General features: G+C 66.2%; 18 protein-coding genes. 3 read left to right on the top strand and 15 right to left on the bottom strand.

Features of this window, described 5'->3' with window-relative positions; all coding sequences use genetic code 11:
- Positions 1–7 precede the first annotated feature (7 nt).
- The 8 genes from mnhG to DY468_RS00175 all read right to left on the bottom strand — a co-directional run bounded on the left by mnhG (position 8) and on the right by DY468_RS00175 (position 10,900).
- Positions 8–385 (bottom strand): monovalent cation/H(+) antiporter subunit G, encoded by a 378-nt coding sequence (gene mnhG / locus DY468_RS00140; RefSeq protein WP_164601222.1) that lies wholly within the window; start codon positions 383–385, stop codon positions 8–10.
- Positions 382–663: a K+/H+ antiporter subunit F gene (locus DY468_RS00145; protein WP_164601224.1), complete on the bottom strand. Its 282-nt coding sequence runs from the start codon at positions 661–663 to the stop codon at positions 382–384. The genes mnhG and DY468_RS00145 overlap by 4 nt, the downstream gene beginning before the upstream one ends.
- On the bottom strand, positions 660–1,148 hold the full coding sequence (locus DY468_RS00150) for a Na+/H+ antiporter subunit E (RefSeq protein ID WP_164601226.1): 489 nt from the start codon (positions 1,146–1,148) through the stop codon (positions 660–662). The genes DY468_RS00145 and DY468_RS00150 overlap by 4 nt, the downstream gene beginning before the upstream one ends.
- Positions 1,145–2,779, bottom strand: a complete 1,635-nt coding sequence (locus DY468_RS00155; RefSeq protein ID WP_164601228.1) for a monovalent cation/H+ antiporter subunit D — start codon at positions 2,777–2,779, stop codon at positions 1,145–1,147. The genes DY468_RS00150 and DY468_RS00155 overlap by 4 nt, the downstream gene beginning before the upstream one ends.
- On the bottom strand, positions 2,776–3,117 hold the full coding sequence (locus DY468_RS00160) for a Na+/H+ antiporter subunit C (RefSeq protein WP_164601230.1): 342 nt from the start codon (positions 3,115–3,117) through the stop codon (positions 2,776–2,778). Before DY468_RS00160 ends, DY468_RS00155 begins: the two co-directional genes overlap by 4 nt.
- Positions 3,117–6,035, bottom strand: coding sequence for a monovalent cation/H+ antiporter subunit A (locus DY468_RS00165; protein ID WP_164601232.1), 2,919 nt, complete (start codon positions 6,033–6,035; stop codon positions 3,117–3,119). Before DY468_RS00165 ends, DY468_RS00160 begins: the two co-directional genes overlap by 1 nt.
- A 192-nt stretch (positions 6,036–6,227) precedes the next feature.
- A complete protein-coding gene (locus DY468_RS00170) occupies positions 6,228–9,680 on the bottom strand; it encodes an ATP-binding protein (RefSeq protein ID WP_164601234.1) in 3,453 nt (1,150 codons plus the stop codon).
- The gene (locus DY468_RS00175) at positions 9,677–10,900 is read right to left on the bottom strand and encodes a metallophosphoesterase family protein (protein WP_164601236.1); all 1,224 of its coding nucleotides are present in this window, start codon (positions 10,898–10,900) and stop codon (positions 9,677–9,679) included. Before DY468_RS00175 ends, DY468_RS00170 begins: the two co-directional genes overlap by 4 nt.
- 686 nt (positions 10,901–11,586) lie before the next feature.
- On the opposite strand from DY468_RS00175, the gene DY468_RS00180 reads away from it, so the two are divergent.
- From DY468_RS00180 to DY468_RS00190, 3 genes are read left to right on the top strand one after another with little or no spacing between them, the layout of a single operon-like run.
- Entirely contained in the window at positions 11,587–12,606 is a 1,020-nt protein-coding gene (locus DY468_RS00180) for a TRAP transporter substrate-binding protein (protein ID WP_164601238.1), read from the top strand.
- A 10-nt stretch (positions 12,607–12,616) separates the two neighbouring features.
- Positions 12,617–14,500, top strand: a complete 1,884-nt coding sequence (locus DY468_RS00185; protein ID WP_164601240.1) for a TRAP transporter large permease — start codon at positions 12,617–12,619, stop codon at positions 14,498–14,500.
- A gap of 54 nt (positions 14,501–14,554) precedes the next feature.
- Positions 14,555–16,204 carry an acyl-CoA synthetase gene (locus DY468_RS00190; RefSeq protein WP_164601242.1) on the top strand — a complete coding sequence of 550 codons (1,650 nt, stop codon included), beginning with the start codon at positions 14,555–14,557 and terminating at the stop codon, positions 16,202–16,204.
- Between the two features lie 142 nt (positions 16,205–16,346).
- Here the strand turns inward: DY468_RS00190 and DY468_RS00195 are convergent, their stop codons facing one another.
- The 7 genes from DY468_RS00195 to DY468_RS00225 form a co-directional block, all read right to left on the bottom strand.
- Positions 16,347–18,077: a putative bifunctional diguanylate cyclase/phosphodiesterase gene (locus DY468_RS00195; protein ID WP_164601244.1), complete on the bottom strand. Its 1,731-nt coding sequence runs from the start codon at positions 18,075–18,077 to the stop codon at positions 16,347–16,349.
- A 257-nt stretch (positions 18,078–18,334) separates the two neighbouring features.
- Positions 18,335–19,135: an MBL fold metallo-hydrolase gene (locus DY468_RS00200; RefSeq protein WP_164601246.1), complete on the bottom strand. Its 801-nt coding sequence runs from the start codon at positions 19,133–19,135 to the stop codon at positions 18,335–18,337.
- A 25-nt stretch (positions 19,136–19,160) separates the two neighbouring features.
- Positions 19,161–19,949: a TatD family hydrolase gene (locus tag DY468_RS00205; protein ID WP_164601456.1), complete on the bottom strand. Its 789-nt coding sequence runs from the start codon at positions 19,947–19,949 to the stop codon at positions 19,161–19,163.
- 5 nt (positions 19,950–19,954) lie between these two features.
- A complete protein-coding gene (gene metG, locus DY468_RS00210; RefSeq protein WP_164601248.1) occupies positions 19,955–21,499 on the bottom strand; it encodes a methionine--tRNA ligase in 1,545 nt (514 codons plus the stop codon).
- Positions 21,500–21,579: 80 nt separating this feature from the next.
- On the bottom strand, positions 21,580–22,635 hold the full coding sequence (locus DY468_RS00215) for a DNA polymerase III subunit delta' (protein ID WP_164601250.1): 1,056 nt from the start codon (positions 22,633–22,635) through the stop codon (positions 21,580–21,582).
- Positions 22,632–23,324 (bottom strand): dTMP kinase, encoded by a 693-nt coding sequence (gene tmk / locus DY468_RS00220; RefSeq protein ID WP_164601252.1) that lies wholly within the window; start codon positions 23,322–23,324, stop codon positions 22,632–22,634. Before tmk ends, DY468_RS00215 begins: the two co-directional genes overlap by 4 nt.
- A 2-nt stretch (positions 23,325–23,326) precedes the next feature.
- Positions 23,327–24,568: a D-alanyl-D-alanine carboxypeptidase family protein gene (locus tag DY468_RS00225; protein ID WP_164601254.1), complete on the bottom strand. Its 1,242-nt coding sequence runs from the start codon at positions 24,566–24,568 to the stop codon at positions 23,327–23,329.
- Positions 24,569–24,573: the final 5 nt, after the last annotated feature.

The raw sequence follows: 24,573 nt of genomic DNA on the forward strand, positions 1-24,573 counted from the left end.
AGCCGGGTCAGCGCAGCTCCTCGTCCCCGGGCGTCTGCTTGGCGCGCCGGACGATGTCGTCGATGTGCCCTTCTGCGGTGTCGCGGAACAGGGCTGCGCGCACCAGCAGCATCAGCGTCACTGGGGTGGTGATGGTAACAAAGCCGAGGATCAGCACCTCGTGCAGCAGCGGTCGCGACGCCAGCAGCGAGAAGCACAGCATCGATGCGCCGCAGATGAAGGCGGTGCCGAGCGTAGTGCCGAGGGTCGGCGCGTGGGCGCGCTGATAGAACCCGTCGAGCCGCAGCATTCCGAGCGACCCGATCAGGGTAATGCCGGCGCCGAGCAGCAACAGCAGCGCCACGCACCACGCCGCCCAGGCCGGAAGTTCCGCCGCATGGGTCATTCGATCACCTCGCCGCGCATCAGGAATTTGGCCAGTGCCACCGTACCGACGAAGCCGAGCAGGGCGATCACCAAGGCCGCTTCGAAATACACGTCGCTGCCGGTGCGGATGCCGACCGTCAACATCATCAGCATGGCGTTGACGTACAGCGTATCGAGTCCGAGCACGCGATCCTGGGCGCGCGGGCCGACCAGCATCCGATAGGCGGCGCAGGCCATGGCGACGGCGAGCATCATCTGCGCGATCACGACCGACCAAGTCAGAACCACACTGCTCATTCGAAGATCTCCAACAGCCGGCGTTCGTAGCGCCCTTTGATGCGTTCGACCCACTCGCTCTCATCGACGAGATCGAGAACGTGAAGCTGCAGCACGCCGGTCTCCCGGGTGAAGTTCACCCATAGCGTGCCGGGCGTCGAGGTGATGATGCAGGCCAGCACCGCGAGCCCCTGACGGCTGCGCAGATCGAGCGGGATATCGACGAAGCCGGAGGTGATGTTGTTGCGCTGGCCGCCGAGGATGATGCTGCCGACCGCGATATTCGACCGGATCACGTCGATCAGCACCAAGCCGGCGAGCTGGATGATCGCGCTCGGATTGCGCACGCGGTCGGCATCGGACTGCAACAACCGCAACAGCCAGCCGCCCATCAGGGCGAACAGGCTGCCGAGCAGGATCGGGCCGAGCGACAGGCTCTGGCTGAGCCACAGCCACATCGCCAGCAGGCACAGCGAGATCAGCGGAAACGGCAACAGCCTGGTCATGAGCCGCCTCCGGTCTTGATGCGCGACGGCGTCGGCGCCAACACGCTGTCGGTATAGGCCGAAGGCGCGTGCAGCGAATTGGCCGCGCCCTGCATGTAGCTCAGCGCGGGCTGCGGCTGAACGGTCATGGCCACGCAGCCGAGCAGCAGAAGCGCGATCGGCACGATCTCCGCCAGCCGCACCCGCGGGTCGGCGCGCTCGGTCGGCGACCACAGCGTGCGAATGCCGGCGCGGGTCATGGCGATCAGCATGGTCAGGCCGGACAGCATCAACAGCGCCAGCAGGGTCCAGCTCAGCGGCGAGATACCGGCTGCAGCATCGTCGCCGAGCAGCGCCGTGAGCATTGCGAATTTGGCGATGAAGCCCGACACCGGAGGCAGGCCGGCGATCACCGCGGCGCACCCGACGAAGCACCAGCCGAGGATCGCCATCGAGGCCGGAATCACCAGGCCGACTTCCTCGGCGTCCGGGTCATCCGGCATGTCCTCGCCATAGGCCTCGCGGGTCACCGCCAGCATGTCGGCGCCGGGATCTCGGCCACGTTCGAGCAGCTCGATCAGCATGAAGAAGGCGGCGATCGCCAGCGTCGAGTTGACCAGATAGAACAGCGCCGCGGCGGTCACGGCAGGCTGGCCGGCTGCGGCTGCGACCGCCAGCACGGTGCCGGACGACACCAGGACGGCATAGCCGGCGAGCCGCGAGATTTCCTGCGACGCCAGCGCGCCGATCAGTCCGAACAGGATGGTGGCGATGCCGGCGGCGATCAGCCAGTTGGCGCCGAACATCGCCGATGCGCCGCTGTCCGCGCCGAAGAACAGCAGCGACAGTCGCAGCAGGATGTAGATGCCGACCTTGCTCATGATCGCGAAGATCGCGGCGACCGGCGCGGCGGCCGCGGCGTAGGTCGTCGGCAGCCAGAAGCACAGCGGCCACATCCCGGCCTTGACCAGGAACGCAACGCCGAGCACTGCGGCGCCGGCTTCCAGCAGTGCGCGGTCCTGCGCCGCCACTTGCGGAATTCGGATGGCGAGATCGGCGATGTTGAGTGTGCCGGTGACCGCATAGATCAGGCTGACGCCGATCAGAAACAGCACCGAGGCGGTGAGGTTGACGGCGATGTACTGCAGCCCGGCGCGCACCCGCGCCGGCCCCGAGCCGTGCAGCACGAGACCGTAGGACGCGGCCAGCAGCAGCTCGAAGAAAACGAACAGGTTGAAGAGGTCGCCGGTCAGGAACGCGCCGTTCAGCCCCATCAGCAAGAACTGGACGAGCGAATGGAAATGCGCGCCGAGCCGCTGCCATCCGGCTGTCGCGAACACCGTGGCGGCGAAGGCAAGGAGACTGGTGAGCGCCAGCATCAGCGCCGACAGCCGGTCCGCCACCAGCACGATCGCAAATGGCGCCGGCCAGTCGCCGAGCCGGTACACCGCAATCGGCGCGGCTCCGGTGACGGTCGGGGTATCCGCTGCGCGCATCAGCAGCAGCGCGATGATGCCCATCAGCACGATCGAGCCAAGATTGGCGAACGCCTTGATCTGCTGATGGCGCTCGTCGATCAGCAGCATCGCTGCGCCGATGAACAGCGGCAGCAGGATCGGCAGAATGATCAGATGGTCGGTCCAGCTCGTCATTCGGGATCCCGGCCGTCGACGTGGTCGTTCCCGGTGAGGCCGCGCGAGGCCAGCAGCACCACCAGAAACAACGCAGTGGTGGCGAAGCTGATGACGATGGCGGTGAGCACCAGCGCCTGCGGCACCGGGTCGGCGAACGCCTGCGGAGCGCCGATCTGACCTTTCTCCAAGATCGCGGCGGCCCCGATCTTGAGCCGGCCCGTGCTGAAAATGAACAGGTTGACCGCATAGGACAGCAGCGCCAAGCCGATGATCACCTGGAAGGTGCGCGGCCGCAGCAACAGCCAGACTCCGGAGCCGGTCAGCACGGCGATGGCAAGTGAGACGATCAGTTCCATCAGTTGGTCTCGGGCGTTGAGGCGCGGCCGGGTGCGGGGCGGCGATGACCGCGGATCGATTGGTGCGCCAGCGCCAGCAGCATCAGCGCGGTCGCGCCGACCACCAGCGAGAACACGCCGAGGTCGAACAGCGCCGCGCTGGCGAGCGGCACCTTGCCGATCCACGGGATGTCGGCATAGGCGAAGGCCGAGGTCAGGAATGGGCGCGCCAGCGGCAGCGCTGCGGCACCGGTGAACAGCGCCAGGAGCAGGCCGATGCCGATCCAGCGCAGCGGGTGGATGCGCAGCCGCGCCTCGATCCATCGGGCGCCGCCCGCCATGTATTGCAGGATCAGCGCCGCGGCCATCGCGATGCCGGCGACGAAGCCGCCGCCCGGCTGATCGTGGCCGCGCAGCAGGAGGTACATCGCTGCGATGAAGATGAACGGAAACAACAGCTGCATGATCATCGCCGGCACTTCAAGATAATCGGCGATGGTGTCGCCCTTGCTCCGATCGGCGGCGGCATCGTCGTGTTCGTCCTGCAGCCGCTGCTGCTCTGGGATATCGATACTGTCGGCGGCGGGGCGGAAGCGGCGAAGCAGCGCGAAGACCGTCAGCGCCACCACGGCGAGCACCGTAATCTCGCCGAGCGTATCGAAGCCGCGGAAGTCCACCAGGATGACGTTGACCACGTTGGTGCCGCCGCCGTCGGAATAAGCGTGCTGGAGAAAGAACCGCGACAGGCTGTCGGGCGCAGCACGCGTCATCACCGCATAGGCCAGCAGGCCGACACCGGCGCCGGCGGCGGTCGCGACCGCAAGGTCGCGAAGCCGCTGCACGCGTTTGAGGACACTCATGTTGGCGGTGACGACGCCGGCTTCGAGCTGCTTCGGCAACCAGCGCAGCCCGAGCAACAGCAGGACCGTGGTGACGATCTCGACACCGATCTGGGTCAAGGCCAGATCCGGAGCCGAGAACCACACGAAGGTGAGACAGGTCGTCAGGCCCGATCCGCCGATCAGGATAAGCGCAGCGAGGCGATGGAATTTGGCCAGTGCAGTACCGCCGAGCGCGCAGGCAATGCCGACGGCCCAGACCAACGCCAGCGCCGGATCGATCCCATCGAGCGCGACGGGAGCAAGGCTCAGACCATGAAGCAGCGCCGGCAATGCCGCGGCCACCAGGGCGACGCTGACCAGCAGCAGGAGTTGCGGCTGCAGCCGACGGGTGCCGAATACCCGCTCGATGCTGCGTGCCCAGCGCCAAGATACCGTCACCAGCACGAGATCGAACAGCCGCTGGGTCTTGAACCGCCCGGCAAAGAGCGAACTTCGCAGCCCATGCTGCAGCGGTTTGCGCAATAAAAGGTATAGAACTACGCCGCCAACCAACGCGATCACGCTCATCAGCAGCGGCCAGTTGAAGCCGTGCCATATCGCGAGGCTGTAATACGGCGTCGCTGAGCCGAGCACCGAATGGACCGCGAGCTGGAGAAACGGTCCGATCGTCAGCGACGGCACGATGCCCACCACCAGACAGGTCAGGACTAGCAGCTCGACTGGAAACCGCATCCAGCGCGGCGGCTCGTGCGGCGTGCGTGGCAGGTCTGTGGGCGGCGGCCCGAAGAACACTTCGCGGATGAAGCGCAGCGAGTAGGCCACGGTAAGCATGCTGGCGAGCGTGACGATATAGGGCAGGGCGTCGTCGAGCAGTGAACCGTCATGGGTCTCGATCGTCTCGGCGAAGAACATCTCCTTGGAGAGGAAGCCGTTGAGCAGCGGCACGCCGGCCATTGATGCGGCGGCGACGATCGCCAGCGCGGCGGTCTTCGGCATGAACTTGCGCAAGCCGCTGAGGCGGCGGAGGTCGCGCGTGCCGGTTTCGTGGTCGATGATGCCGGCCGCCATGAACAGCGACGCCTTGAACGTCGCGTGGTTGAAGACATGGAAAATCGCCGCGACCAGCGCCAGCGGACGGTCGAGCCCGATCAGCAGCGTGATCAGACCGAGATGGCTGATGGTGGAGTAGGCGAGCAGACCCTTCAGGTCGTTTTGGAACACCGCGAGATAGGCACCGACGATGAAGGTCGCGAGCCCGGCGGTGCCGACGATCCAAAGCCATTCATTGGTTCCGCCGAGCACCGGCCATAGTCGCACCAACAGGAATACGCCGGCCTTCACCATGGTGGCGGAGTGCAGATAGGCGGACACCGGGGTTGGCGCGGTCATCGCCCGCGGCAGCCAGAAGTGGAACGGAAACTGCGCGCTCTTGGTCAGCGCGCCGAGCAGAATCAGGATCAGAGTCGGCACGTACAGCGCATGACCGCGGACCTCGGCGCCGGCCGCCAGCACGGCGTCGAGATCGTAGCTCCCAACGATATGGCCGAGCAGGATGACACCGGCAAACAGGCACAATCCGCCGGTCCCGGTGACCGTCAGCGCCACGCGGGCACCTTCGCGGGCCGCGGCGTTATGATGCCAGTAGCCGATCAGCAGGAACGAGAACAGGCTGGTCAGTTCCCAGAAGAACACCAGCTGGATCAGATTGCCTGACAGCACGATGCCGAGCATCGCACCCATAAATCCCTGCAGGAACGAGAAGAACCGCGGCACCGGATCGGACGGCGACATGTAGTAGCGTGCGTACAGCACGACCAGGGCACCGATCGCGGTAATCAGGCAGGCGAACGCCCAGGCGAAGCCGTCCACCCGTAACGTGAAGCTCAGGCCGGCTTGCGGCAGCCAGTCGAGCTGATAGCGGACCGGTGCGGCGCCAGCGCCGGGGTACAAGAAAACCAGCAGCCCCAGACAGCCGAGCGCGACCGCGGCGGCGAGCCAAGCCTCGGCGTTGCGTGCATTGGCCGGCAGCAGGGCTGCAATCAGGCTGCCGGCGAAAGGAAGAAGGATGACCGCGAGAAGATAGACATTCTGCGGCATTCTTGGTCCTTCCGATCCGGTTTGTCGTTCCGCAGCCCTTTCGGCAACGCTCTTGGCTATGGTTCATTTTATGGGGTTTGGAAGCGTCCGGAGCAAGACCAATGAGCCGCGTCGAACCCGCGCGGCATCGCGCAGGCCCTGTTGAGTGATGCGACGTTTTGGCTCACGCGTGCCGCGCCGGCAGCCGAAGCTCTACAGCTCGACGAGATCGACCTGATGATCGGGCAGGGATTGTGCGAGCTCGGCGACATGGCGGTGATGCGTGAACAGGATCATCTGGCGCTGCCGGCCGGCCTCGGCGAGCAGGCGCAGCGTCGCCAGGGTCCGCCTGTCGTCGAAGCTGGCGAGCAGATCGTCGCCGATGAACGGCAGCGGCTCGGAGGCGCGGCGTTCGAGCAGCGCCAGCCGCAGCGCCAGGAACAACTGATCGCGCGTGCCTTCGCTCAACCCGGCAAGCGGGACGCGCTCGCCCGAGGCGCGACGCGCCACCAGCGTCGGCTCGTCCTGGTCGCTGTAGTCGATGCCCAAGCCGGCGAAGGCATCCGCTGTCGCCAGCGCGAACAGTTCGCCGGCGCGTGCGACCATCGGATCCTGCACCTTGCCACGGTGCAGTTCGACGACGCGGCGGGCCAGCAGCGCTGCGGCCGAGCGCAGCAACCAGTCTTCTGAGATCGCCAGCAGCTCGGCGGCGGCCTCGCGGCGCCGGCCGGCGGCACCCGCAGCGTCGCGGCCCTTTGTGAGCGCCTCCAATTCGCGCTGCCGCTGATGCTGGGTCGCGGATGCGTCCGAGATGTCCTTGAGCAACTGCTCCTGCTGTTCGGTCGCGCTGGTGATGTCGGCCTGCAGTCGGTCGAAATCGATCCCCTCACGCTCCTGACGAAGCGCGGTCTCGTCATGCCCGTCGGCGATTTCAAGCAGGTGCTTGCGCAGCTCGGCCTGTTCAGTCTGCAATTGGAGCCGCGAAACCAGCCGCGACAGCCGTTCCGGGACCGCTGAGATATCGGCCCCCAAGGTCTCGCCGGCGCGCTGCAGCGTCTCGGTGCTCGCGCCGAGCTTGGCCGCCAGTGCGCCGCGAGTAATCGCGCGTTTGCCGGCATTGTCGTGCAGGCGGCGGCCGGCTTCGCTGGCGCGGCGCGCTTCGACCAGCCGCTCGGCGACGCGCAGCACGGCTTCCTGGGCCGCGAGGCTGCTCAGATCCGGCGCGACGCGACCAACGATGTCGGCGACGTCGCGCTCGAATTCCTGCAGGTCCGAGGCGATCGTGTCGACGCTGCGGCCTTCGCGCTCGAAACTGGCGCGCGGCACGCCGACCGCACTCCACACCGCCAGCGCCGCTTCGGCCTGAGCGGGCGACGCATCGTCGGCAAGCCCGATCGCGCGCATGACTTGCGGCCAATGCTGACGCAGCTCGGCAAGCCGCTGCTCGCAGGTTGCGCGCGCGGTCTCGGCCTCGGCCAGATCGCGCGCGATCCGGTCGCGGGTTGCGGCGCGCGCCTTGGCGTCGCTCCAGGCCGCGACCAACTGATCGTACCGGCCCTTGGCTTCGCGATACAGCACGCCCGCCGGCGCGGTGGCGTCGGGCTTGCGGCCAACGCTGTCGAGAAAACCGATGATCGCAATCTTGCCGTCGCTGAGCGCGATCTCCTGCGCGGCGATGTCCGCTCGTTGCAGGTCGCACTTCGCGAGTTTGGCAATGATCTCGTCGAGCCGGTCGCGCCAGCGCAGCATCTCGGCCGCGCCCGCCGGATGTACTCCGGATGCCGCCCAGGCTCTGGTCCAGCCCTCGGCGATGTCAGCAAGTCCCTGCCGCAAACCGGCGCGCTTGGCGGTCACGCGCTCGCGTTCGCCGCGCGTGTCCGCAAGCCGCCGCAGTGCGTCTTCGTGCAGGGCTGCGCGTTGGGTGTCGGTCAGCAGCGAGTCGGTGATGTCGTCGATGTTGCGCGACGCCTCGGCGACGTCGTCGAACCGCAGCCGGCGCTCGCCGCGATCGCCATCGAGCCCATCATAGAGCGCACCGAGGCGGTCGTCCCGAGTCTGCCGGGCCGCGATCAGATCGGCCTTGGTCGGCACCGCGCCGGCGCTCGACAGCTTCGCCAGCTCCGCCTCGGAAGCTGTAATCGCTTCGTCCAGCTTGGCGATCTCGGCATCGAGCCGCTTCAATTCGGTCTCGCTCAGGTCGAAAGCGCTGGCGAATTTGGTGATGATGGCACGCTCGGGCACGGGCAGCCCGCGCACACGGTCGAGCGGGCCCGGTGCCGGGTCGAGCGCGGCGAGGGCGTTGCCGAGCGCTTCGAATTCAACCGCGAGCGCGGCCCGTTCCCGGCGCAAACGATCCTCCTGCGCCGGAACATCGCCGAGCGCCTCGAAGCGCTGGCGCAGCGGCTCCAGATCGACGAGATGAGGGTCATCGCCGGTCGCGGCGGCACTGTCGAGCTCACGCTTCGCTCGCGCGTGTTTGCCTTCGAGTTCAGCCAGCTCCTGAGTGGCGCGTCGCATCTTCTCGATGCGATCGCGGGCATCTGCGAGCGCCGGTTCGGTCGGCAGCGAAGCCAATAGTTCGACATGCGAAGCGAGCCCGAGACGCCGCGCGCTGTCGTCGAGCGCTGCTTCGGCGACGGCGCGATCGTGGCGGCGCCGCGGCAGATCGGTCGCGGCCTTGCGTACCGCGCCGAGCCGCTCGCGCAGCGCCTCGATCGCGCCGGCTTCCGCCAGCAGCGCCTCGTCGACGTCGATCGTCGCAAGCTCGGCGGCATCCGCCGCCGCTGCCGTATCGAGCGCCGCGATTTCGGCCTCGAGCGCGGTCTTGCTGTCGAGCGCGGTGCGCCATTCGGCGAGGATCGGTTCGGCCACGGCCGGCAGATCGGCCAGCGCAGTCAGCTCGGTCTCGATGCGGTCGAGCCGGGCGAGTTGCGAGCGCACCCGCAACGTCCGTTGCCAGCGCGCCAGCCTGCCGCCGCAGGCGGCATGGTCGGTCTTCAGCCGTTCCAGCTCTGCTTCAGCGTCCTGCACCGCAGCTTCGAGCTGCCGCAGCGCCTCGCGGGTCACGATCGCGTCGCGCAGCTCTTTGTCGGCGGCGTCGCGGCGGTCGGCTGCGAGATAGAACGGCTTGCTCGCCGATTTGCGCGGCGTGAACAGATCATCGGCCTGCTGCTGCAGGCGATCTTTGATCCGCGACAGCTCGGCCATGCCGGCCGAGCTCGCCGCCAGCGTCTCGGCGAGATCGCCGCCAGCGCTGAGCAGCTTGGTGCCGCCTTCGCGCAGCGCCTGCGCGGTCATACCGAATTCGCGGTCGAAGGTGACGCGCGAGACGTCGCCGAGCAGGGCCGCCAAGTGATCATCGGGCAGGGCGCGATCGTCGGCATCGAGCAGCGTGTTCTTCCTGCCATAACGCCGACGACCTGAGATCACGCGACCATCAGAGTGCCGGAAGCTGCCGCCGATCCGCAGCAGCTTGCTGTCGTGCTTGAAATCGTAGTCGGTGCGCGCCCCGAAGCCGAACAACAGATCGCCGATCGCGGTCAACGCCGAGGTCTTGCCGGCCTCGTTCGCGCCGAGCACGACGTGCAGCGAGGCCTGCGGCGCAAACGACAGCACGCGGTCGGTGAAGATGCCGTAGCGCTCCAGCGTCAGTTGCTCGATCCTCACGACAGCTCTCCGCTCAGCAGCGCGCTCGCGTCGTCGCTCAGGCTGGCAAGTGCGTCCGAGGCCTCGAACTCCTCGTGCAGATCGCGCGGCAGCTTGGCCTTGATGGTCTCGGTCAGTTCGGCGAGCGCCGCAGCGAAGCCGGGGTCCTGCATGCCTTGGGTGAGCAGGGCGGCGACATCGATGTCGTCGCCGTTCGGTTCAGTGGTCGCGGCGCGCTCCGGCATCGAGGTCTTGATCTTGAGCTGCTCGATCCAGCAATCGGAGGCGAGCTGCAGCGCTCCGGCGCGCAGATCGTCCTGCAGCGTCTCACGGTGCACCAGCAACTTGTCGTGCAGCGGCGTCACGCCTGTCAGCGTCACCCGGACCGCCAGCGCGCGGCCTTCGCTTCGTCCATGCAGCTCGGTGAGCCGTTCGCCGACGAGCACGGGAATCTGCGTTTCCTCGGTGCAGCCGGACAGGTCAATCGTCAGATGCGCCCAGCGGGCGCCGTCGAGCGCCAGCGGCGTGACGTCGACGATGCGGCCATCCTCGACGGTGACGCGCATTGCGCCCTTGGGGCCGGTTTCGCGCACGCTGCGGCCTTGCAGATTGCCCGGAAACACCACCCACGGATCGCGGCTGACGATCTCGGCGGCGTGGACGTGGCCCAGCGCCCAATAGTCGTAGCCGAACCGCTTGAGGTCATCGAGGCTGCACGGCGCGTAGCCTTCATGGCCGCGGGTGCCGTCGAGCGAGGTGTGCAGCACGCCGATGTTGAGCCAGCCTGCGCGGGGCGCCGGATAGCCGTCGACGAAATCGGCATTGACCCGGTCGGCGAAACTGCGGCCGTGCAGTGCCACGCGATAGCGTTCGAGTTCGACCGTCGCAGCCTTGGTCGGAAACACCGTGACGCTGTCCGGGTAACGCAGTTCGCGCGACATTCGGCTTTCGGCGTCGTGATTGCCTTTGACGATGAACACCGGAATCCCGGCGCGATTCAGCGCGCCCAGCGCACCGACGAAGAACAGCCCGGTGGTGACGTCCTTCCAGTCTCCGTCGAAAATGTCGCCCGCGATGATCAGGAATGCGGCGTCACTGGCGATGGTCTCGTCGACCAGCGCCTGGACGGCTTTGCGCCCGGCCGCGGCGAACCGCTGGGCGACATCCTCGTCCTTGGTCCGGAGCCCGGCCAGCGGGCTGTCGATGTGGAGGTCGGCGGCGTGAATGAAGGTGAATCGCATGATGAAACGAACTTCAGCGTAATGGCGGCTTGGGTCAATGAACTGGATCTAATGGTGCGGCCTTGCTGAACTCGCATGGCCGAGCACGACCAGTTCGAACGCCACAATGGAGAGATCAAGCGACGCACAAAGCACTTTTGGCGAACCAGCCCCAGTCCAGCCAATCCAAAATTCGCATAAGGTATATTATGGAATATATGAATATTCCATATCTGCCAATACCTTGTCTGGCATACGCAAGGTTTTGCTTGTGCAGCGCTCAACGGTTCGGGCTTTCCGCTTTGTCGAAGCTGCGAGCCTCAGACCGTGGTCTCCGAATGCTGGCAGCGGTCGCGACAACTCTTCGACCACCCGATCTGCGACCATCCGAGAGCGCGCAATCATGCGCGAGGCTCGGCGATGCCGCCGCGTTGCGGCCGGCTCAGCCGAGCCTCTGGCGGCTTGCGCGATCTGGGGCCCAAGCCGTCCGGCCTCCGGCGCCCGGAGCCTGCGGCGTCCGCCAACTCCGGTCCGTCTCGGTCCGGCGCGCCAAGCCTGCCTGGCGTCACCCTGGCGGAGCCGATAGCCCGGCCGTCCACCGATGGCTCAAAATCGCTTGACCGGACCAGTCGAAATGATGACCAAGGGCGCGTCGACATTTCGGTTGCGTTCTCACAAAAAAGAACATGCGGGCAGGAGGAAGCGAGATGAGTTTTTCACGCAGGAGCTTGTTGAAGGCGTCGGCGGCGGCAGCCGCGATCGGCGGCATCGGTGCGCCTTGGGTGGCGCGCGCGGCCGAAGCCGAGTTCAAATACAAATACGCCAACAACCTGCCCGACACCCATCCGCTCAACGTTCGCGCCCGCGAGATGTCGGCGGCGATCAAGGCCGAGACCGACGGCAAGGTCCAGATCGACGTTTTCCCGAACAACCAGCTCGGCTCCGACACCGACATGCTGAGCCAGATTCGCGCCGGCGGCGTCGAGTTCTTCACGCTGTCGGGTCTGATCCTGTCGACCCTGGTGCCGGCGGCCTCGATCAACGGCATCGGCTTTGCGTTCCCGGACTATGAGACGGTCTGGAAGGCCATGGATGGCGAACTCGGTGCCCATGTCCGCGGCGAGATCCAGAAGGCCGGCTTGATGGTGATGGACAAGATCTGGGACAACGGATTCCGCCAGACCACCTCCTCGACCAAGCCGATCAACGGCCCGGACGATTTCAAGGGTTTCAAGATCCGCGTGCCGGTGTCGCCGCTGTGGACGTCGATGTTCAAGGCGTTCGATGCGGCCCCCGCCTCGATCAATTTCAGCGAAGTCTATTCGGCGCTGCAGACCAAGGTGGTCGAAGGCCAGGAAAACCCGCTGGTGCTGATCTCGACCGCCAAGCTGTACGAAGTTCAGAAATACTGCTCGCTGACCAACCACATGTGGGACGGCTTCTGGTTCCTGGCCAACCGCCGTGCCTGGGAAAAGCTGCCGCCCGACGTCCGCGCGATCGTCGCCAAGAACATCAACGCCGCTGCGGTGAAGGAGCGCGAAGACACAGCCAAGCTCAACGCCACCGTCAAGGAAGAGCTGACCGCCAAGGGCCTGATCTTCAATCAGCCGGCGGTGATGCCGTTCCGAGATAAGCTGCGCAGCGCCGGCTTCTATGCCGAGTGGAAAGGCAAATACGGCGATCAGGCGTGGTCGCTGCTCGAAAAGTCCGTCGGCAAGCTGGCGTAACGGCTGGCCGATGGCGAGCGCCGACGCTTCCGAGCTCACCGCCGGTGAACGGCTCCACGCGCCGCAGCGCAAGACGCTGATTGGCGCGCTGGAGGCTGCGCTCGGCCTGCTGGTCGAGATTCCGGCGGCGATCCTGGTCGTCGTCGAGGTCGTCGTGCTGTTTGCCGGCGTGGTATCGCGTTACGTCTTCCACAGCCCGCTGATCTGGTCCGACGAACTGGCGTCGATCCTGTTTCTGTGGCTGGCGATGCTCGGCGCTGCGGTGGCGTTCCGTCGCGGCGAGCACATGCGGATGACCGCGATGGTGGCGGGGGCCTCCCCGCGCCTGCGCGCCTGGCTCGATCTGGTCGGCATCTGCGCGGCGCTGGCGTTTCTGCTGCTGATCGCCGCGCCGGCCTACGAATACGCCTACGAAGAGAGCTACATCACCACGCCGGCGCTGTCGCTCGCCAATAGCTGGCGCGCCGCGGCGCTGCCGGTCGGCATTGCGCTGATGGCGCTATTTGCGCTGTTTCGGCTGATCCGGTTCGGTGATCTGAAGCTGGTGTTCGGCGCTGCGCTGACGGTGCTGTTGCTGATCGGCGCGTTCTATGTCGCGCAGCCGCTGTTCAAGCCGCTCGGCAACCTCAATCTGGTGATCTTCTTCGTCGGCGTTGTCGCGTGTTGCGTGTTCGCCGGCGTGCCGATCGCATTCGGTTTCGGCTTGGCGATCTACGGTTATCTGGCGCTGACCACCACGACGCCGCTGCTGATCCTGGTCGGGCGGATGGACGAGGGCATGAGCCACCTCATCCTGCTGTCGGTGCCGCTGTTCGTATTCCTCGGCCTGTTGATCGAGATGACCGGGATGGCGCGGGCGATGGTCGCGTTTCTCGCCAGCCTGCTCGGCCATGTTCGCGGCGGCCTGCATTATGTGCTGGTCGGCGCGATGTATCTGGTGTCCGGCATTTCCGGCTCCAAGGCCGCCGACATGGCCGCGGTGGCGCCGGTGCTGTTTCCAGAAATGAAGGAACGCGGCGCGAAACCGGGCGATCTGGTCGCCCTGCTCTCCGCCACCGGTGCCCAGACCGAAACCATTCCGCCGAGCCTGGTGCTGATCACCATCGGCTCGGTCACCGGCGTCTCGATCTCGGCACTGTTCACCGGCGGCCTGCTGCCCGGCGTGGTGCTGGCGATCATGCTGTGCGGCCTGGTGTGGTGGCGCTATCGCGGCGAAGACCTCAGCCACGTCAAACGCGCCCGCGGCAGCGAGATCGGCAAGGCTTTCATCGTTGCCCTGCCCGCGCTGGCGCTGCCGTTCGTGATCCGCGCCGCCGTGGTCGAAGGCGTCGCTACCGCCACCGAGGTCTCGACCATCGGCATCGTCTATGCCGTGGTGGTCGGCATCCTGGTGTACCGCAAGTTCGACTGGCGCCGGCTGCGGCCGATGCTGGTCGAGACTGCGGCGCTGTCCGGGGCGATCCTGCTGATCATCGGTACCGCTACCGGCATGGCCTGGGGCCTGACGCAGTCCGGATTCTCGCGCTCACTGGCAGCGGCGATGACCGGCCTGCCCGGCGGCTCGGCAACGTTCCTGGCGGTGTCGATCGTCGCCTTCGTGATCCTCGGCAGCGTGCTGGAAGGCATTCCGGCGATCGTGCTGTTCGGGCCGCTCTTGTTTCCGATCGCCCGCGCCGTCGGCGTCCACGAGGTGCACTACGCCATGGTGGTGATCCTGGCGATGGGCATCGGATTGTTCGCGCCGCCGTTCGGCGTCGGCTATTATGCAGCCTGCGCGATCGGCCGCGTCGATCCCGCCGAAGGCATGCGCCCGATTTGGGGCTATCTGTTGGCGCTGTTGATCGGCTTGATCGTGGTCGCGGCGATCCCGTGGATCTCGATTGGATTCTTGTAGAGGCGCTGCGGGGAGAACGCAGCGGCGCCGTCGTGAAGTGAGAGGCAGGTCGTCATGAGCACCCCGCAAGGTCACTACAGCATCGGTCTGGACAAGACCCCGGCCAATTTCGTGCCGTTGTCTCCGCTGAGCTTCCTGGAGCGCACCGCCAACGTCTACCCGGAGCTGACCTCCGTGGTGTACGAAGGCCGCCACTACACCTGGAAAGAGACCCGCGCGCGCTGCCGCCGCTTCGCGTCCTGGCTGATCCGGAGCGGCATCGGCCGCGGTGATACCGTCGCGGTGATGCTGCCCAACGTGCCGGCGATGGTCGAGGTTCACTTCGCGGTGCCGATGGCCGGCGCGGTGCTGAATGCGCTGAATATCCGGCTCGATTCCACGGCGATCGCGTTCCAGCTCGACCATGGCGGCGCCAAGATCATCCTGGTCGATCCGGAATTCGCCGGCGTCGTCGCCGAGGCGCTGACGTTGATGACCAAGCCGAAGCCGCTGGTGATCGACGTCGACGACAAGATGTATCCCGGCAGTCACCGCATCGGCGAACTGGAATACGAGTACGCCGTCGCGTCCGGCGATCCGACCTTTGCGGGCCATCGCCCCGAGGACGAATGGGACGCGATCTCGCTCGGTTATACCTCCGGCACCACCGGCAATCCGAAGGGCGTGGTGACGCATCACCGCGGCGCGTATCTCAACGCCGTCAGCAACATCCTGGCCGGCAATCTCGGCCAGCATCCGGTGTATCTGTGGACGCTGCCGATGTTCCACTGCAACGGCTGGTGCTTCCCGTGGACCCTCGCGGCCGCGGCCGGCATCAACGTCTGCCTGCGCAAGGTGGATCCGGCCAAGATCTTCGAGCTGATCCCGAAGCACGGCGTCACCCACATGTGCGGCGCGCCGATCGTTTACAACGCGCTGATCAATGCGCCGGAAGCGCCGAAGGGCGCTGCGGCCAAGCCCGTCGTCGGCCTGATCGCCGGCGCCGCACCGCCGATGGCGGTGCTGGCCGGCGCCGAGACCATCGGCATCAAGCTGACCCACGTCTATGGCCTGACCGAAGTCTACGGCCCCGCCTCGGTCTGTGCTGAGCAGCCGGGCTGGGACGATCTGCCGGTCGGCGAGCGCGCCAAGCTGAAGCGGCGCCAGGGCGTGCCCTACCCGATGCAGGAAGCCGTCACCGTGCTCGATCCGGAGACGATGCAGGAAGTGCCGCGCGACGGTGAGACCATCGGTGAAGTCATGTTCCGCGGCAACATCGTGATGAAGGGTTATCTGAAGAACGAGAAGGCCACCAAGGAAGCGCTCGCCGGCGGCTGGTTTCACACCGGCGATCTCGGGGTGCTCGATGCCGACGGCTATGTCATCATCAAGGACCGCTCCAAGGATATCATCATCTCGGGCGGCGAGAACGTCTCGTCGGTCGAGGTCGAGGATGTGCTGTACAAGCACCCGGCGATCCTGTTCGCCGCGGTGGTCGCCAAGCCTGATCCGAAATGGGGCGAAGTCCCCTGCGCGTTCGTCGAGCTGAAGGACGGCGCCAGCGCCACCGAAGCCGAGATCATCGCCTATTGCCGCGAACATCTCCCCGGTTTCAAGACCCCGAAGAGCATCGTGTTCTCGTCGATCCCCAAGACCTCGACCGGCAAGATCCAGAAGTTCATGCTGCGCGATCAGGTGAAGTCGGCGAAGGCGATCTTGGAGTGATTACTTCCATATCGCGCCGCTGCGACATATGGATTCCGGGTTCGCGAGCTGGCTCGCGCCCCGGAATGACGAGCTGAAGAGCACGGCGTAAAAGTCGTTCATCGCAGCGAGCAGGTAGCTCCGCGAGTTCATCGTTGTGCGCTCAGCCTGCGTCCCGTTTGCGGAGTGCCGGAGCTTGCTCGCGTGGCGCCATCTTCCGGCGCAGCATTCTGAGCTGGGCGACGCCGATGGTGTGCTCGATCTCGTCGGCCGGGACCGGGTGGGCGAAGAGATAGCCCTGGAAGACAGTGCAGCCGCGTGCATAGAGATGCCGCACCTCCTCCTCGCGCTCGACGCCTTCGGCCAGCACGTCGAGGCCGAGCCCGCGCGACAGTGCGATCAGCGCGTCGCAGATCGCCTGGCTTTCCGAAGAGGCGTCGACGTGGCTGACGAATTCGCGGTCGATCTTCAGCTTGTTGAACGGCAGCTTGCGCAAGTAGCTCATGCTGGCGTAGCCGGCGCCGAAATCGTCGATCGCGATGCCGACGCCGAGATCGCGCAGCGCGGCGAACATGCGTCGGGTGTGGGAGTGGTCGGCCATTGCCGCGGTCTCGGTCAGCTCGATCTCGAGCCGGTCCGGCGTGACCCCCGCGCCGTCGAGCGCACCACGCACATGCCGCAGCAAGTCTCGATCGAGGAACTGGCGCGCCGAAAGATTGACCGCAACTCTGATGTCGCCGAGCGAGCTGTCTGACCAGTTGCGGATCTGCTGACAAGCCTGGTCCAGCACCCACAGCCCGATCGGCTGGATCAGGCCGGTCGCTTCGGCAATCGGAATGAACTCCGTCGGCGACACCATGCCGCGCTCCGGATGGCGCCAGCGCAGCAGCGCCTCGGCGCCGATGATGCGTTCGGCTGCGAGATCGACGACCGGTTGGTAGTACAGCGTGAACTGATCGTCCGTCACCGCGCGGCGCAGATCCTGTTCGAGCTCGAAGCGCGACTGCGCCGCGCGGCGGTCGGCGTCCGAATGCAATACCAGCGGTGCTGCCGGGCTGCTCCGCAGCGCCGCGGCGGACGCGGCGTCGAGCAGAGCCTCGGCGCTCTCGCCGTCCGCTGGATAGAACGCAAGGCCGGTTTGTAGTTCCGGCTCCAAGACGACGGAACCGATCGCCAGTTCGCCTGCGGCCGATTCCAGCACGTCGCGGATGCGTCCGGCGAGCGCAGCGTGCGCGATCGCGTTTTCGTCGGTCGGTCCGAGGACTGCCAGCTCGGCGCGTCCGGGGCGCGCCAGAACCTTGCCTTCGGCGACTCGCGACGACAGCCGGCGGGCCAGCAGTGACATCGCCAGCTCGGCTTCGTCTTTGCCATAGGCGGTTTTCACCCGCTGATAGTCCGTGAACCGCACGATCGCCAGGGCGAACGGCGCGCGGTCGGCGATGAACGTGGCCATCATCGACAGCAGCTGTTTGCTGTTTGGCAGGCCGGTGCCGTCGTCGCGGTTCTCGATCTGATCGAGAGTCTGCTCGAGATGTACGATGGTGTCGGCCGCGCACGCCATCAACAAGCCGGCTTCATCGGTGTAGTGCCGCGGCAGCGCCCTCACCTCGCGGGCGTTCCGATAGATCTCCAGCGTCCGCGCAGTCAGCAAAACCGGACGCAGCAACTGATCGAGCACGAACAGCGTCAACGCGGTTCCCGCGACCGTCGCGACCAGCGTCGTCAGCACGGTCGAGACGAAGTCCGACCAGTCCGACGTATGGGCCGCCGCAATGTAGATCGCCACCGCAATCAGGGGCATATGCGTGCCGATGAAGGCGACGGTCATGATTTTCAGGCGATAGCTCAGTCGCACCCGCCGAGACATCCAGTCGTAGAACCACAGGTCGCGCACGCCCCGTCCTCCGTTGTCCGAAGGTCCACTTAGGCCGAAGACCGGTTGAAAAAGAGAGAACGACCAACGTCCGGCCCGGTCTGCGTCGGGCGCATCTGACATCCGCATCTGCGCGAAATCATCGGAATGTCTCGCGAATTCGGACGTCTAATTCACGATACTGGGCGGAACCAGACCGCGTATCAAAGGTGCCTCTCTGGGCGCGCTGTTCGGTTAGCGCAGAATGATGGGCCGAGCCTGATCGCACGAGCGAAGCGTCAGCCGGCGATGTCGAGACGCATCCCGTCGAACCCTGGCACCACGCCGTCCGGAAGTTCCTTGCGTAGCGTCTCATAGTCGATGTCTGCGTGCATGTTGGTGATCACGGCGCGCTTCGGTTGGAACCGGGCGATCCACTTCAGCGCAGTTTCGATGTTGAAGTGGCTGGCGTGATGCTTGTAGCGCAGGCCGTCGATGATCCAGAGGTCGAGGCCTTCGAGGGCGGCGAAGCTCGCGTCCGGAATGTCGTGGACGTCGGGTGTGTAGGCCGCGCCGGCGATGCGATAGCCGAGCGCCGGGATGTCGCCGTGCTGGAGCAGGAACGCGGTCAGCGTCATGTCGCCACCTGCGCCGGCGATGGTCTTGCTCTCGCCGGCCTCGATGCTGCGCGACTCAAGGATCGCCGGATACGAGCTGCCCGGCGCCTGTTCGAAACAGTAGGCGAAGCGGTACAGCACGTGTTCGCCGGTCGATTGGTTGAGATAGACCGGAATGCGTCGCTTCATCGCCATCACGACCGAGCGCAGGTCGTCGATGCCATGGGTCTGGTCGGCATGCTCGTGCGTGAGGAACACTGCGTCCACATGATCGACGTCGGCGCTGATCAGTTGCTCGCGCAAGTCGGGCGAGGTGTCGATCAGCACCCGGGTGATGCCGTCCGGCGTGACGCGCTCGGCCAGCAGCGAGCAGCGACGGCGCCGGTTCTTCGGATTGGACGGATCGGCGGCACCCCAGCCGAGTGCCGGGCGCGGCACGCCGGCGGAGGAACCCGAGCCGAGGATGGTGAGCGTCAGCGTCATGCGGCGACCCCGGATATCAAAGGCGTCATGTGGCGGCGGGCGCCGGCACCTTGCCGAACAGGCGGAAGAAGTTCTCGGTCGTCTGGCGCGCGATCTCGTCGAGCGGCACGCCCCGGACCTCGGCCAGCACCTTGGCGGTTTCGACAACGTAAGACGGCTCGTTGCGCTTGCCGCGATATTTGCCGGGCGCCAGATACGGCGAGTCGGTCTCGACCATGACGCGGTCAGCCGGCAGTTCGGCGGCGAGATCGCGCAGCGTCTGCGACTTCTTGAAGGTGAGAATGCCGGTGAAGGAAATCATCAGTCCGAGGTCGATGGCCTGCATCGCGAGATCGCGACCGCCGGTGTAACAATGCAGCACCGCGCGAAAAGCTCCCTTCCCCATCTCGTCTTCGAGGATTTTGCCGCAGTCCTCATCCGCCTCGCGGGTGTGGATCACCAGCGGCAGGCCGGTTTCGCGCGCGGCCGCGATATGGGCGCGAAAGCCGCGCTCCTGCGCGTCACGCGAGCCCATCTCGTAGAAGTAATCAAGCCCGGCCTCGCCGAACGCCACCACCTTCGGGTGCTGTGCCAGCTTCACCAGTTCTTCCGTGGTGATGCCGTCTTCCTCATCGGCCTGGTGCGGATGGGTGCCGACCGAGCAATACACGTTGGGAAACCGCTCGGCGATCGCCAGCAGGTCCGGCAGCTTCCGCACCCGCGTCGAGATCGTCACCATGCGCCCCACCCCGGCGCTTTCCGCGCGGGAGACGATGCCGGCGAGGTCGTCGGCAAAGTCGGGGAAGTCGAGATGGCAGTGACTGTCGACCAGCATCGGCATCATGCAGTCGCCGGCTCGACATAGCGCGGGAAGATCGGTGCAGGCGCGGGCAGCGGCGTACCCGGTACGATCCGCGTCGCCAGCGCCGCGAAGTCGCGCGACCCTTCCGCGATCCCGAGGATGTCGAGCAGCTTCGCCGCAGAGGTCGGGATCGCCGGCTGCGCCAGGATCGCGATCTGCCGCAGCACTTCCGCCGTGACGTACAGCACCGTCTTCTGCCGCGCCGGATCGGTCTTGGCGAGCGCCCACGGTGCTTCGCCGGCGAAGTAACGATTGGCTTCCGCTACCACCGCCCACACCGCGTTGAGCGCCTGATGAATCTGCTGCGTCGCCATCGCGGTCCGCGCCTGCCCGATCATGGCGTCGGCCATCGCCAGGATGGCGCTGTCGGACTCGCTGAACGCGCCGTGCTCAGGCACCTTGCCCTCACACTGCTTGGCCACCATGGTGAGCGAACGCTGCGCCAGATTGCCGAGGTCGTTGGCGAGATCGGCGTTGATGCGGTTGACGATCGCCTCGTGATTGTAGCTGCCGTCCGAGCCGAACGGCACCTCGCGCAGGAAGAAGTAGCGCACCTGATCGACGCCGTACTGGTCGGCGAGATTGAAGGGGTCGACGATGTTGCCGACCGACTTCGACATCTTCTCGCCCTTGTTGAACAGGAAGCCGTGGGCGTAGACGCGCTTCTGGATCGGAATGCCCGCCGACATCAGGAACGCCGGCCAGTACACCGCATGGAAGCGGATGATGTCCTTGCCGATGACGTGGACGTCGGCAGGCCAATAGTGCCACTTGGCGTCGGCCTCGTCGGGGAAGCCGACGCCGGTGATGTAATTGGTCAGCGCGTCGACCCAGACGTACATCACATGCTCCGGATCGCCCGGCACCTTGACGCCCCAGTCGAAGGTGGTGCGCGACACCGACAGATCCTTCAGCCCGCCTTTGACGAAGCTGACCACTTCGTTGCGGCGCGAATCCGGGCCGATGAAATCAGGTTGCTCCTCGTAGAGCTTGAGGAGCTTGTCCTGATACGCCGAGAGCTTGAAGAAGTAGCTCTTCTCCTCGACCCATTCGACCGGAGTGCCCTGCGGACCGCGGCGGACGCCGTCTTCGCCGACGACGGTTTCGTCCTCGGCGTAGTAGGCTTCGTCGCGAACCGAGTACCAGCCGGAATAGCTGTCGAGATAGATGTCGCCGTTCGCCTGCATCCGCTTCCAGATTTCTTGGACGGATGCGTGATGCTGCTCTTCGGAGGTGCGGATGAAGCGGTCGTAAGAGACGCCGAGGCGGTCGTCCATTTCGCGGAAGCGGCCGGCATTGCGGGTGGCGAGCGCGTGCGGCGTCAGGCCCTCCTTTTGCGCGGTCTGGATCATCTTCAGGCCGTGCTCATCGGTGCCGGTCAGGAAGAACACGTCCTTGCCGTCGAGCCGCTGGAAGCGCGCCAGCGCGTCGGTCGCGATCGCCTCGTAGGCGTGGCCGATATGCGGCGCGCCGTTCGGGTACGCGATCGCGGTGGTGATGTAGAAAGAATTTCGCTGCGCCATCTGCGCGGACGCCTTTCAAATCTGGATCGGTTGAGCGCGGCGGCGCTGACCATGCCGGGCGATCGATCGCCGGATCGGCGTCAGCGCACCGCCTCCGCGAGAAGCCCGAACACCGAAAATACCAGCGGTTTCCGCTCGAGATTGTAGGCTTCGGTGTCGCGTGCGGCGCGGCCGATCTTTTCCCATACCTCCGCCAAGCGTGCAAGGCGCGGCAGTTCCGCGTTGGGATCGGGCGTGCGCAGCCGCGCGGCGACCCAGCGGTCGATGCCGTCGATGAACGCAGCCAGGGTCGCCCGGTCGGTGCCGCCGATCGCATCGCCGAGCGCATGCAGCGCCCGCGGATCGACGTTTGGCAGGCTGTCGAGCAGCGCGGTCGTGGTCTGCTGCAGGCTGAGCGCGCCGCCGCCCATCAGCATCAGCGCCCGCGCGACGCTGCCTTCAGACGCGGCGGCTGCCTCGGCGAGTTGGGGATCGTCGGGGTCGAGACCGGTCGCATCGATCGCCGCGGCCATCACATCGGCAGTCGCGAGCGGGCGCAGCATCAGCTTGCGGCAGCGCGACTGGATCGTCGGCAACACCCGCGCCGGCGCATTCGACAGCAGCAGAAACAGCGAACGTTGCGGCGGCTCCTCGATCACCTTGAGCAACGCGTTGGCCGAGTTGGCGTTGAGGTCGTCGACTGTATCGACGATGCACACCCGCCAGCCTTCGACCGCGGCGGTGGCGCCGAAGAACGAAATCGTCTCGCGCGACTCATCGACGGTGATGACGTTGCGCAGCACGCCCTTCTCGTTCGCCGACCGCTCCAGCGTCAGCAGGCCGCCATGCGCCTCGGCGGCGATATGGCGCGTCACCGGATGGTCGGGATCGACCGCCAGTGAGGCCGCGCCCTGCACGGCCTCCGACTGCGGCTCGCGATGCGCCAGAACGAACCGAGCCATGCGGTAGGCCAGCGTCGCCTTGCCGATGCCCAGTGCGCCACCGATCAGCCAAGCATGCGCGATCCGGCCGCCGCGATAGGCATCGAGCAACGCCTGTTCGGCGGCATGATGGCCGAACAACGCCATGGTCTCGCGCGGATGGCGGACGGCGGACTCCTGCGGCTGAGCCTTAGCGGCGGTCTTGCGCGCGCTCATGCCGTTTTCGCCCCGGCGCGCGCTGGTTCGAGGAGGCGCAAGCGCACCGCCTGCCAGACCCGGTCGGCGACCTCCTCCGGCTCCGCATTGGCGTCGATCAGGACGCAGCGCTCGGGTTCGTCCACTGCGATCTGGCGAAACACCTCGCGCAGGCCGCGATGAAAATCGATCGCTTCGGACTCGAACCGGTCCGGTGTGTCGCTGCCTCGGCGAACCGCGGCGCGCGCCAGCCCGATCTCGACCGGAATATCGAGGATCACGGTGAGGTCAGGCTTCATGTCTCCGATCGTCACCTGTTGCAGGGCGTCGAGCAGTCCGAGGCTGACGGCGCCGAGCTTGCCCTGATAGGCGCGGGTCGAATCGTAAAACCTGTCGCAAAGTACCCATTCGCCACGCGTCAGCGCCGGCTCGATCAGGGTGCGGACGTGATCGTCGCGCGCAGCGGCGAACAACAGCGCCTCGGCGTCGGCGCCGCCGATCAGCTTGCCGATGCCGGCGAGAAGCGCGCTGCGGATCGCCTCGGCGCCGGGCGAGCCGCCCGGCTCGCGGGTCACCAGCGCGCGCAGCCGCGCCTTTTCCAGCCGCTTCGCCAGCAGCCGGATCTGGGTCGATTTGCCGGCGCCCTCGCCGCCCTCGAAGGTGATGAAGCGCCCGCGCATCGAAGACTTTATCGGCTTCTTTTCAACCATGTTCAGAGCTTCGCCATACCGGCGCGCAGCACACCGATCATCAGCTCGCTGGCGCCGTCGACCGCGCGCCGCATGGTCGAGCCGACCGGATCGGCCTCAGCCGACTTCAACGGCACCTCCACGGCGACATTGGGGCCGCGCCACACCCGCACCAGACCAATGCGCTGCCCAGCCTCGACCGGCGCCGGCACCGGCCCCTGATACACGATCCGTGCGATCAGCTTGTCACTGCCGTTCTTGCGCACCATCACCCGCACCGGGTTGGCCGGGGTCAGAGGCACGTAGCGGGTCTGGCCGCCGAACACCCGGGCATAGCCGAGTGTTGCTCCATCGGCGAACAACGCCCGTGACTCGAAATTGCGGAAGCCCCATTCCAGCAGCTTCTTGGCCTCGCTGGCGCGGTCGTCGGCATCCTCGAGTCCGTTCACCACCACGATCAGCCGCATCCCGTTCTGGACCGCGGAGCCGACCATGCCGTAACCGCCTTCTTTGGTGTAGCCGGTCTTGAAGCCATCGGCGCCGGCCAGCGAATTCAAAAGCGGGTTGCGGTTGGTCTGCCTGATCTTGTTCCAGGTGAACTCCTTCTCGCCGAACAGCGGATAGAATTCCGGATAGGTCAGGATGATGTGGCGGGCGAGTCTGGCCAGCTCGCGCACGCTCATCTTGTTCTCGGGATTGGGCAGCCCAGTGGAATTGCCGAAGGTCGACTGTGTCAGCCCGATCTGCCGTGCGCGCTTGGTCATCAGCTCGACGAACGACGCCTCGCTGCCGGCGATGCCTTCGGCGAGCACCATACAGGAATCGTTGCCGCTCTGGATCACGGCCCCGCGCAGCAGATTGTCGACCGAGATGCTGCTGTGAATCTCCGCGAACATCGTCGAGTTGCCGGCCGGAGCGCCGCCGTAACGCCAGGAGTTCTCGCTTACGCGGTATTCCTGTGTCGGCTGCAATTCGCCGGTCTGGAGCAGGTGGAATACCACCTCCACCGTCATCAGCTTCATCATGCTGGAGGGCGCACGCAATTCGTCGGCGTTCTTTTCGAACAGCACGCTGCCGCTTTCGGCGTCGATCAGGATCGCGGTCGGCGCCTCGGTCTCGTATCCGCCGTCGTCCTTCTTGGCGCCCTGGACGCTCTGATTGGCGGCCGTCACCGGGCCTGTCCCGAGCGCGACGGCGATCAGGCCCGCCAACAGGCCGCGCCAGAGCGACGAGCGCGGAGGAAACAGCGAAGACGGGAGGGCCATCGATC

The organism is Rhodopseudomonas sp. BR0M22 (assembly GCF_010907035.1).
Taxonomy (GTDB): domain Bacteria; phylum Pseudomonadota; class Alphaproteobacteria; order Rhizobiales; family Xanthobacteraceae; genus Rhodopseudomonas.

Coding starts and splice junctions, on each gene's coding strand:
- mnhG (WP_164601222.1), bottom strand. CDS start 385: ATGACCCATGCGGCGGAACTTCCGGCCTGGGCGGCGTGGTGCGTGGCG.
- DY468_RS00145 (WP_164601224.1), bottom strand. CDS start 663: ATGAGCAGTGTGGTTCTGACTTGGTCGGTCGTGATCGCGCAGATGATG.
- DY468_RS00150 (WP_164601226.1), bottom strand. CDS start 1,148: ATGACCAGGCTGTTGCCGTTTCCGCTGATCTCGCTGTGCCTGCTGGCG.
- DY468_RS00155 (WP_164601228.1), bottom strand. CDS start 2,779: ATGACGAGCTGGACCGACCATCTGATCATTCTGCCGATCCTGCTGCCG.
- DY468_RS00160 (WP_164601230.1), bottom strand. CDS start 3,117: ATGGAACTGATCGTCTCACTTGCCATCGCCGTGCTGACCGGCTCCGGA.
- DY468_RS00165 (WP_164601232.1), bottom strand. CDS start 6,035: ATGCCGCAGAATGTCTATCTTCTCGCGGTCATCCTTCTTCCTTTCGCC.
- DY468_RS00175 (WP_164601236.1), bottom strand. CDS start 10,900: ATGCGATTCACCTTCATTCACGCCGCCGACCTCCACATCGACAGCCCG.
- DY468_RS00180 (WP_164601238.1), top strand. CDS start 11,587: ATGAGTTTTTCACGCAGGAGCTTGTTGAAGGCGTCGGCGGCGGCAGCC.
- DY468_RS00185 (WP_164601240.1), top strand. CDS start 12,617: ATGGCGAGCGCCGACGCTTCCGAGCTCACCGCCGGTGAACGGCTCCAC.
- DY468_RS00190 (WP_164601242.1), top strand. CDS start 14,555: ATGAGCACCCCGCAAGGTCACTACAGCATCGGTCTGGACAAGACCCCG.
- DY468_RS00200 (WP_164601246.1), bottom strand. CDS start 19,135: ATGACGCTGACGCTCACCATCCTCGGCTCGGGTTCCTCCGCCGGCGTG.
- DY468_RS00205 (WP_164601456.1), bottom strand. CDS start 19,949: ATGCTGGTCGACAGTCACTGCCATCTCGACTTCCCCGACTTTGCCGAC.
- metG (WP_164601248.1), bottom strand. CDS start 21,499: ATGGCGCAGCGAAATTCTTTCTACATCACCACCGCGATCGCGTACCCG.
- DY468_RS00215 (WP_164601250.1), bottom strand. CDS start 22,635: ATGAGCGCGCGCAAGACCGCCGCTAAGGCTCAGCCGCAGGAGTCCGCC.
- tmk (WP_164601252.1), bottom strand. CDS start 23,324: ATGGTTGAAAAGAAGCCGATAAAGTCTTCGATGCGCGGGCGCTTCATC.
- DY468_RS00225 (WP_164601254.1), bottom strand. CDS start 24,568: ATGGCCCTCCCGTCTTCGCTGTTTCCTCCGCGCTCGTCGCTCTGGCGC.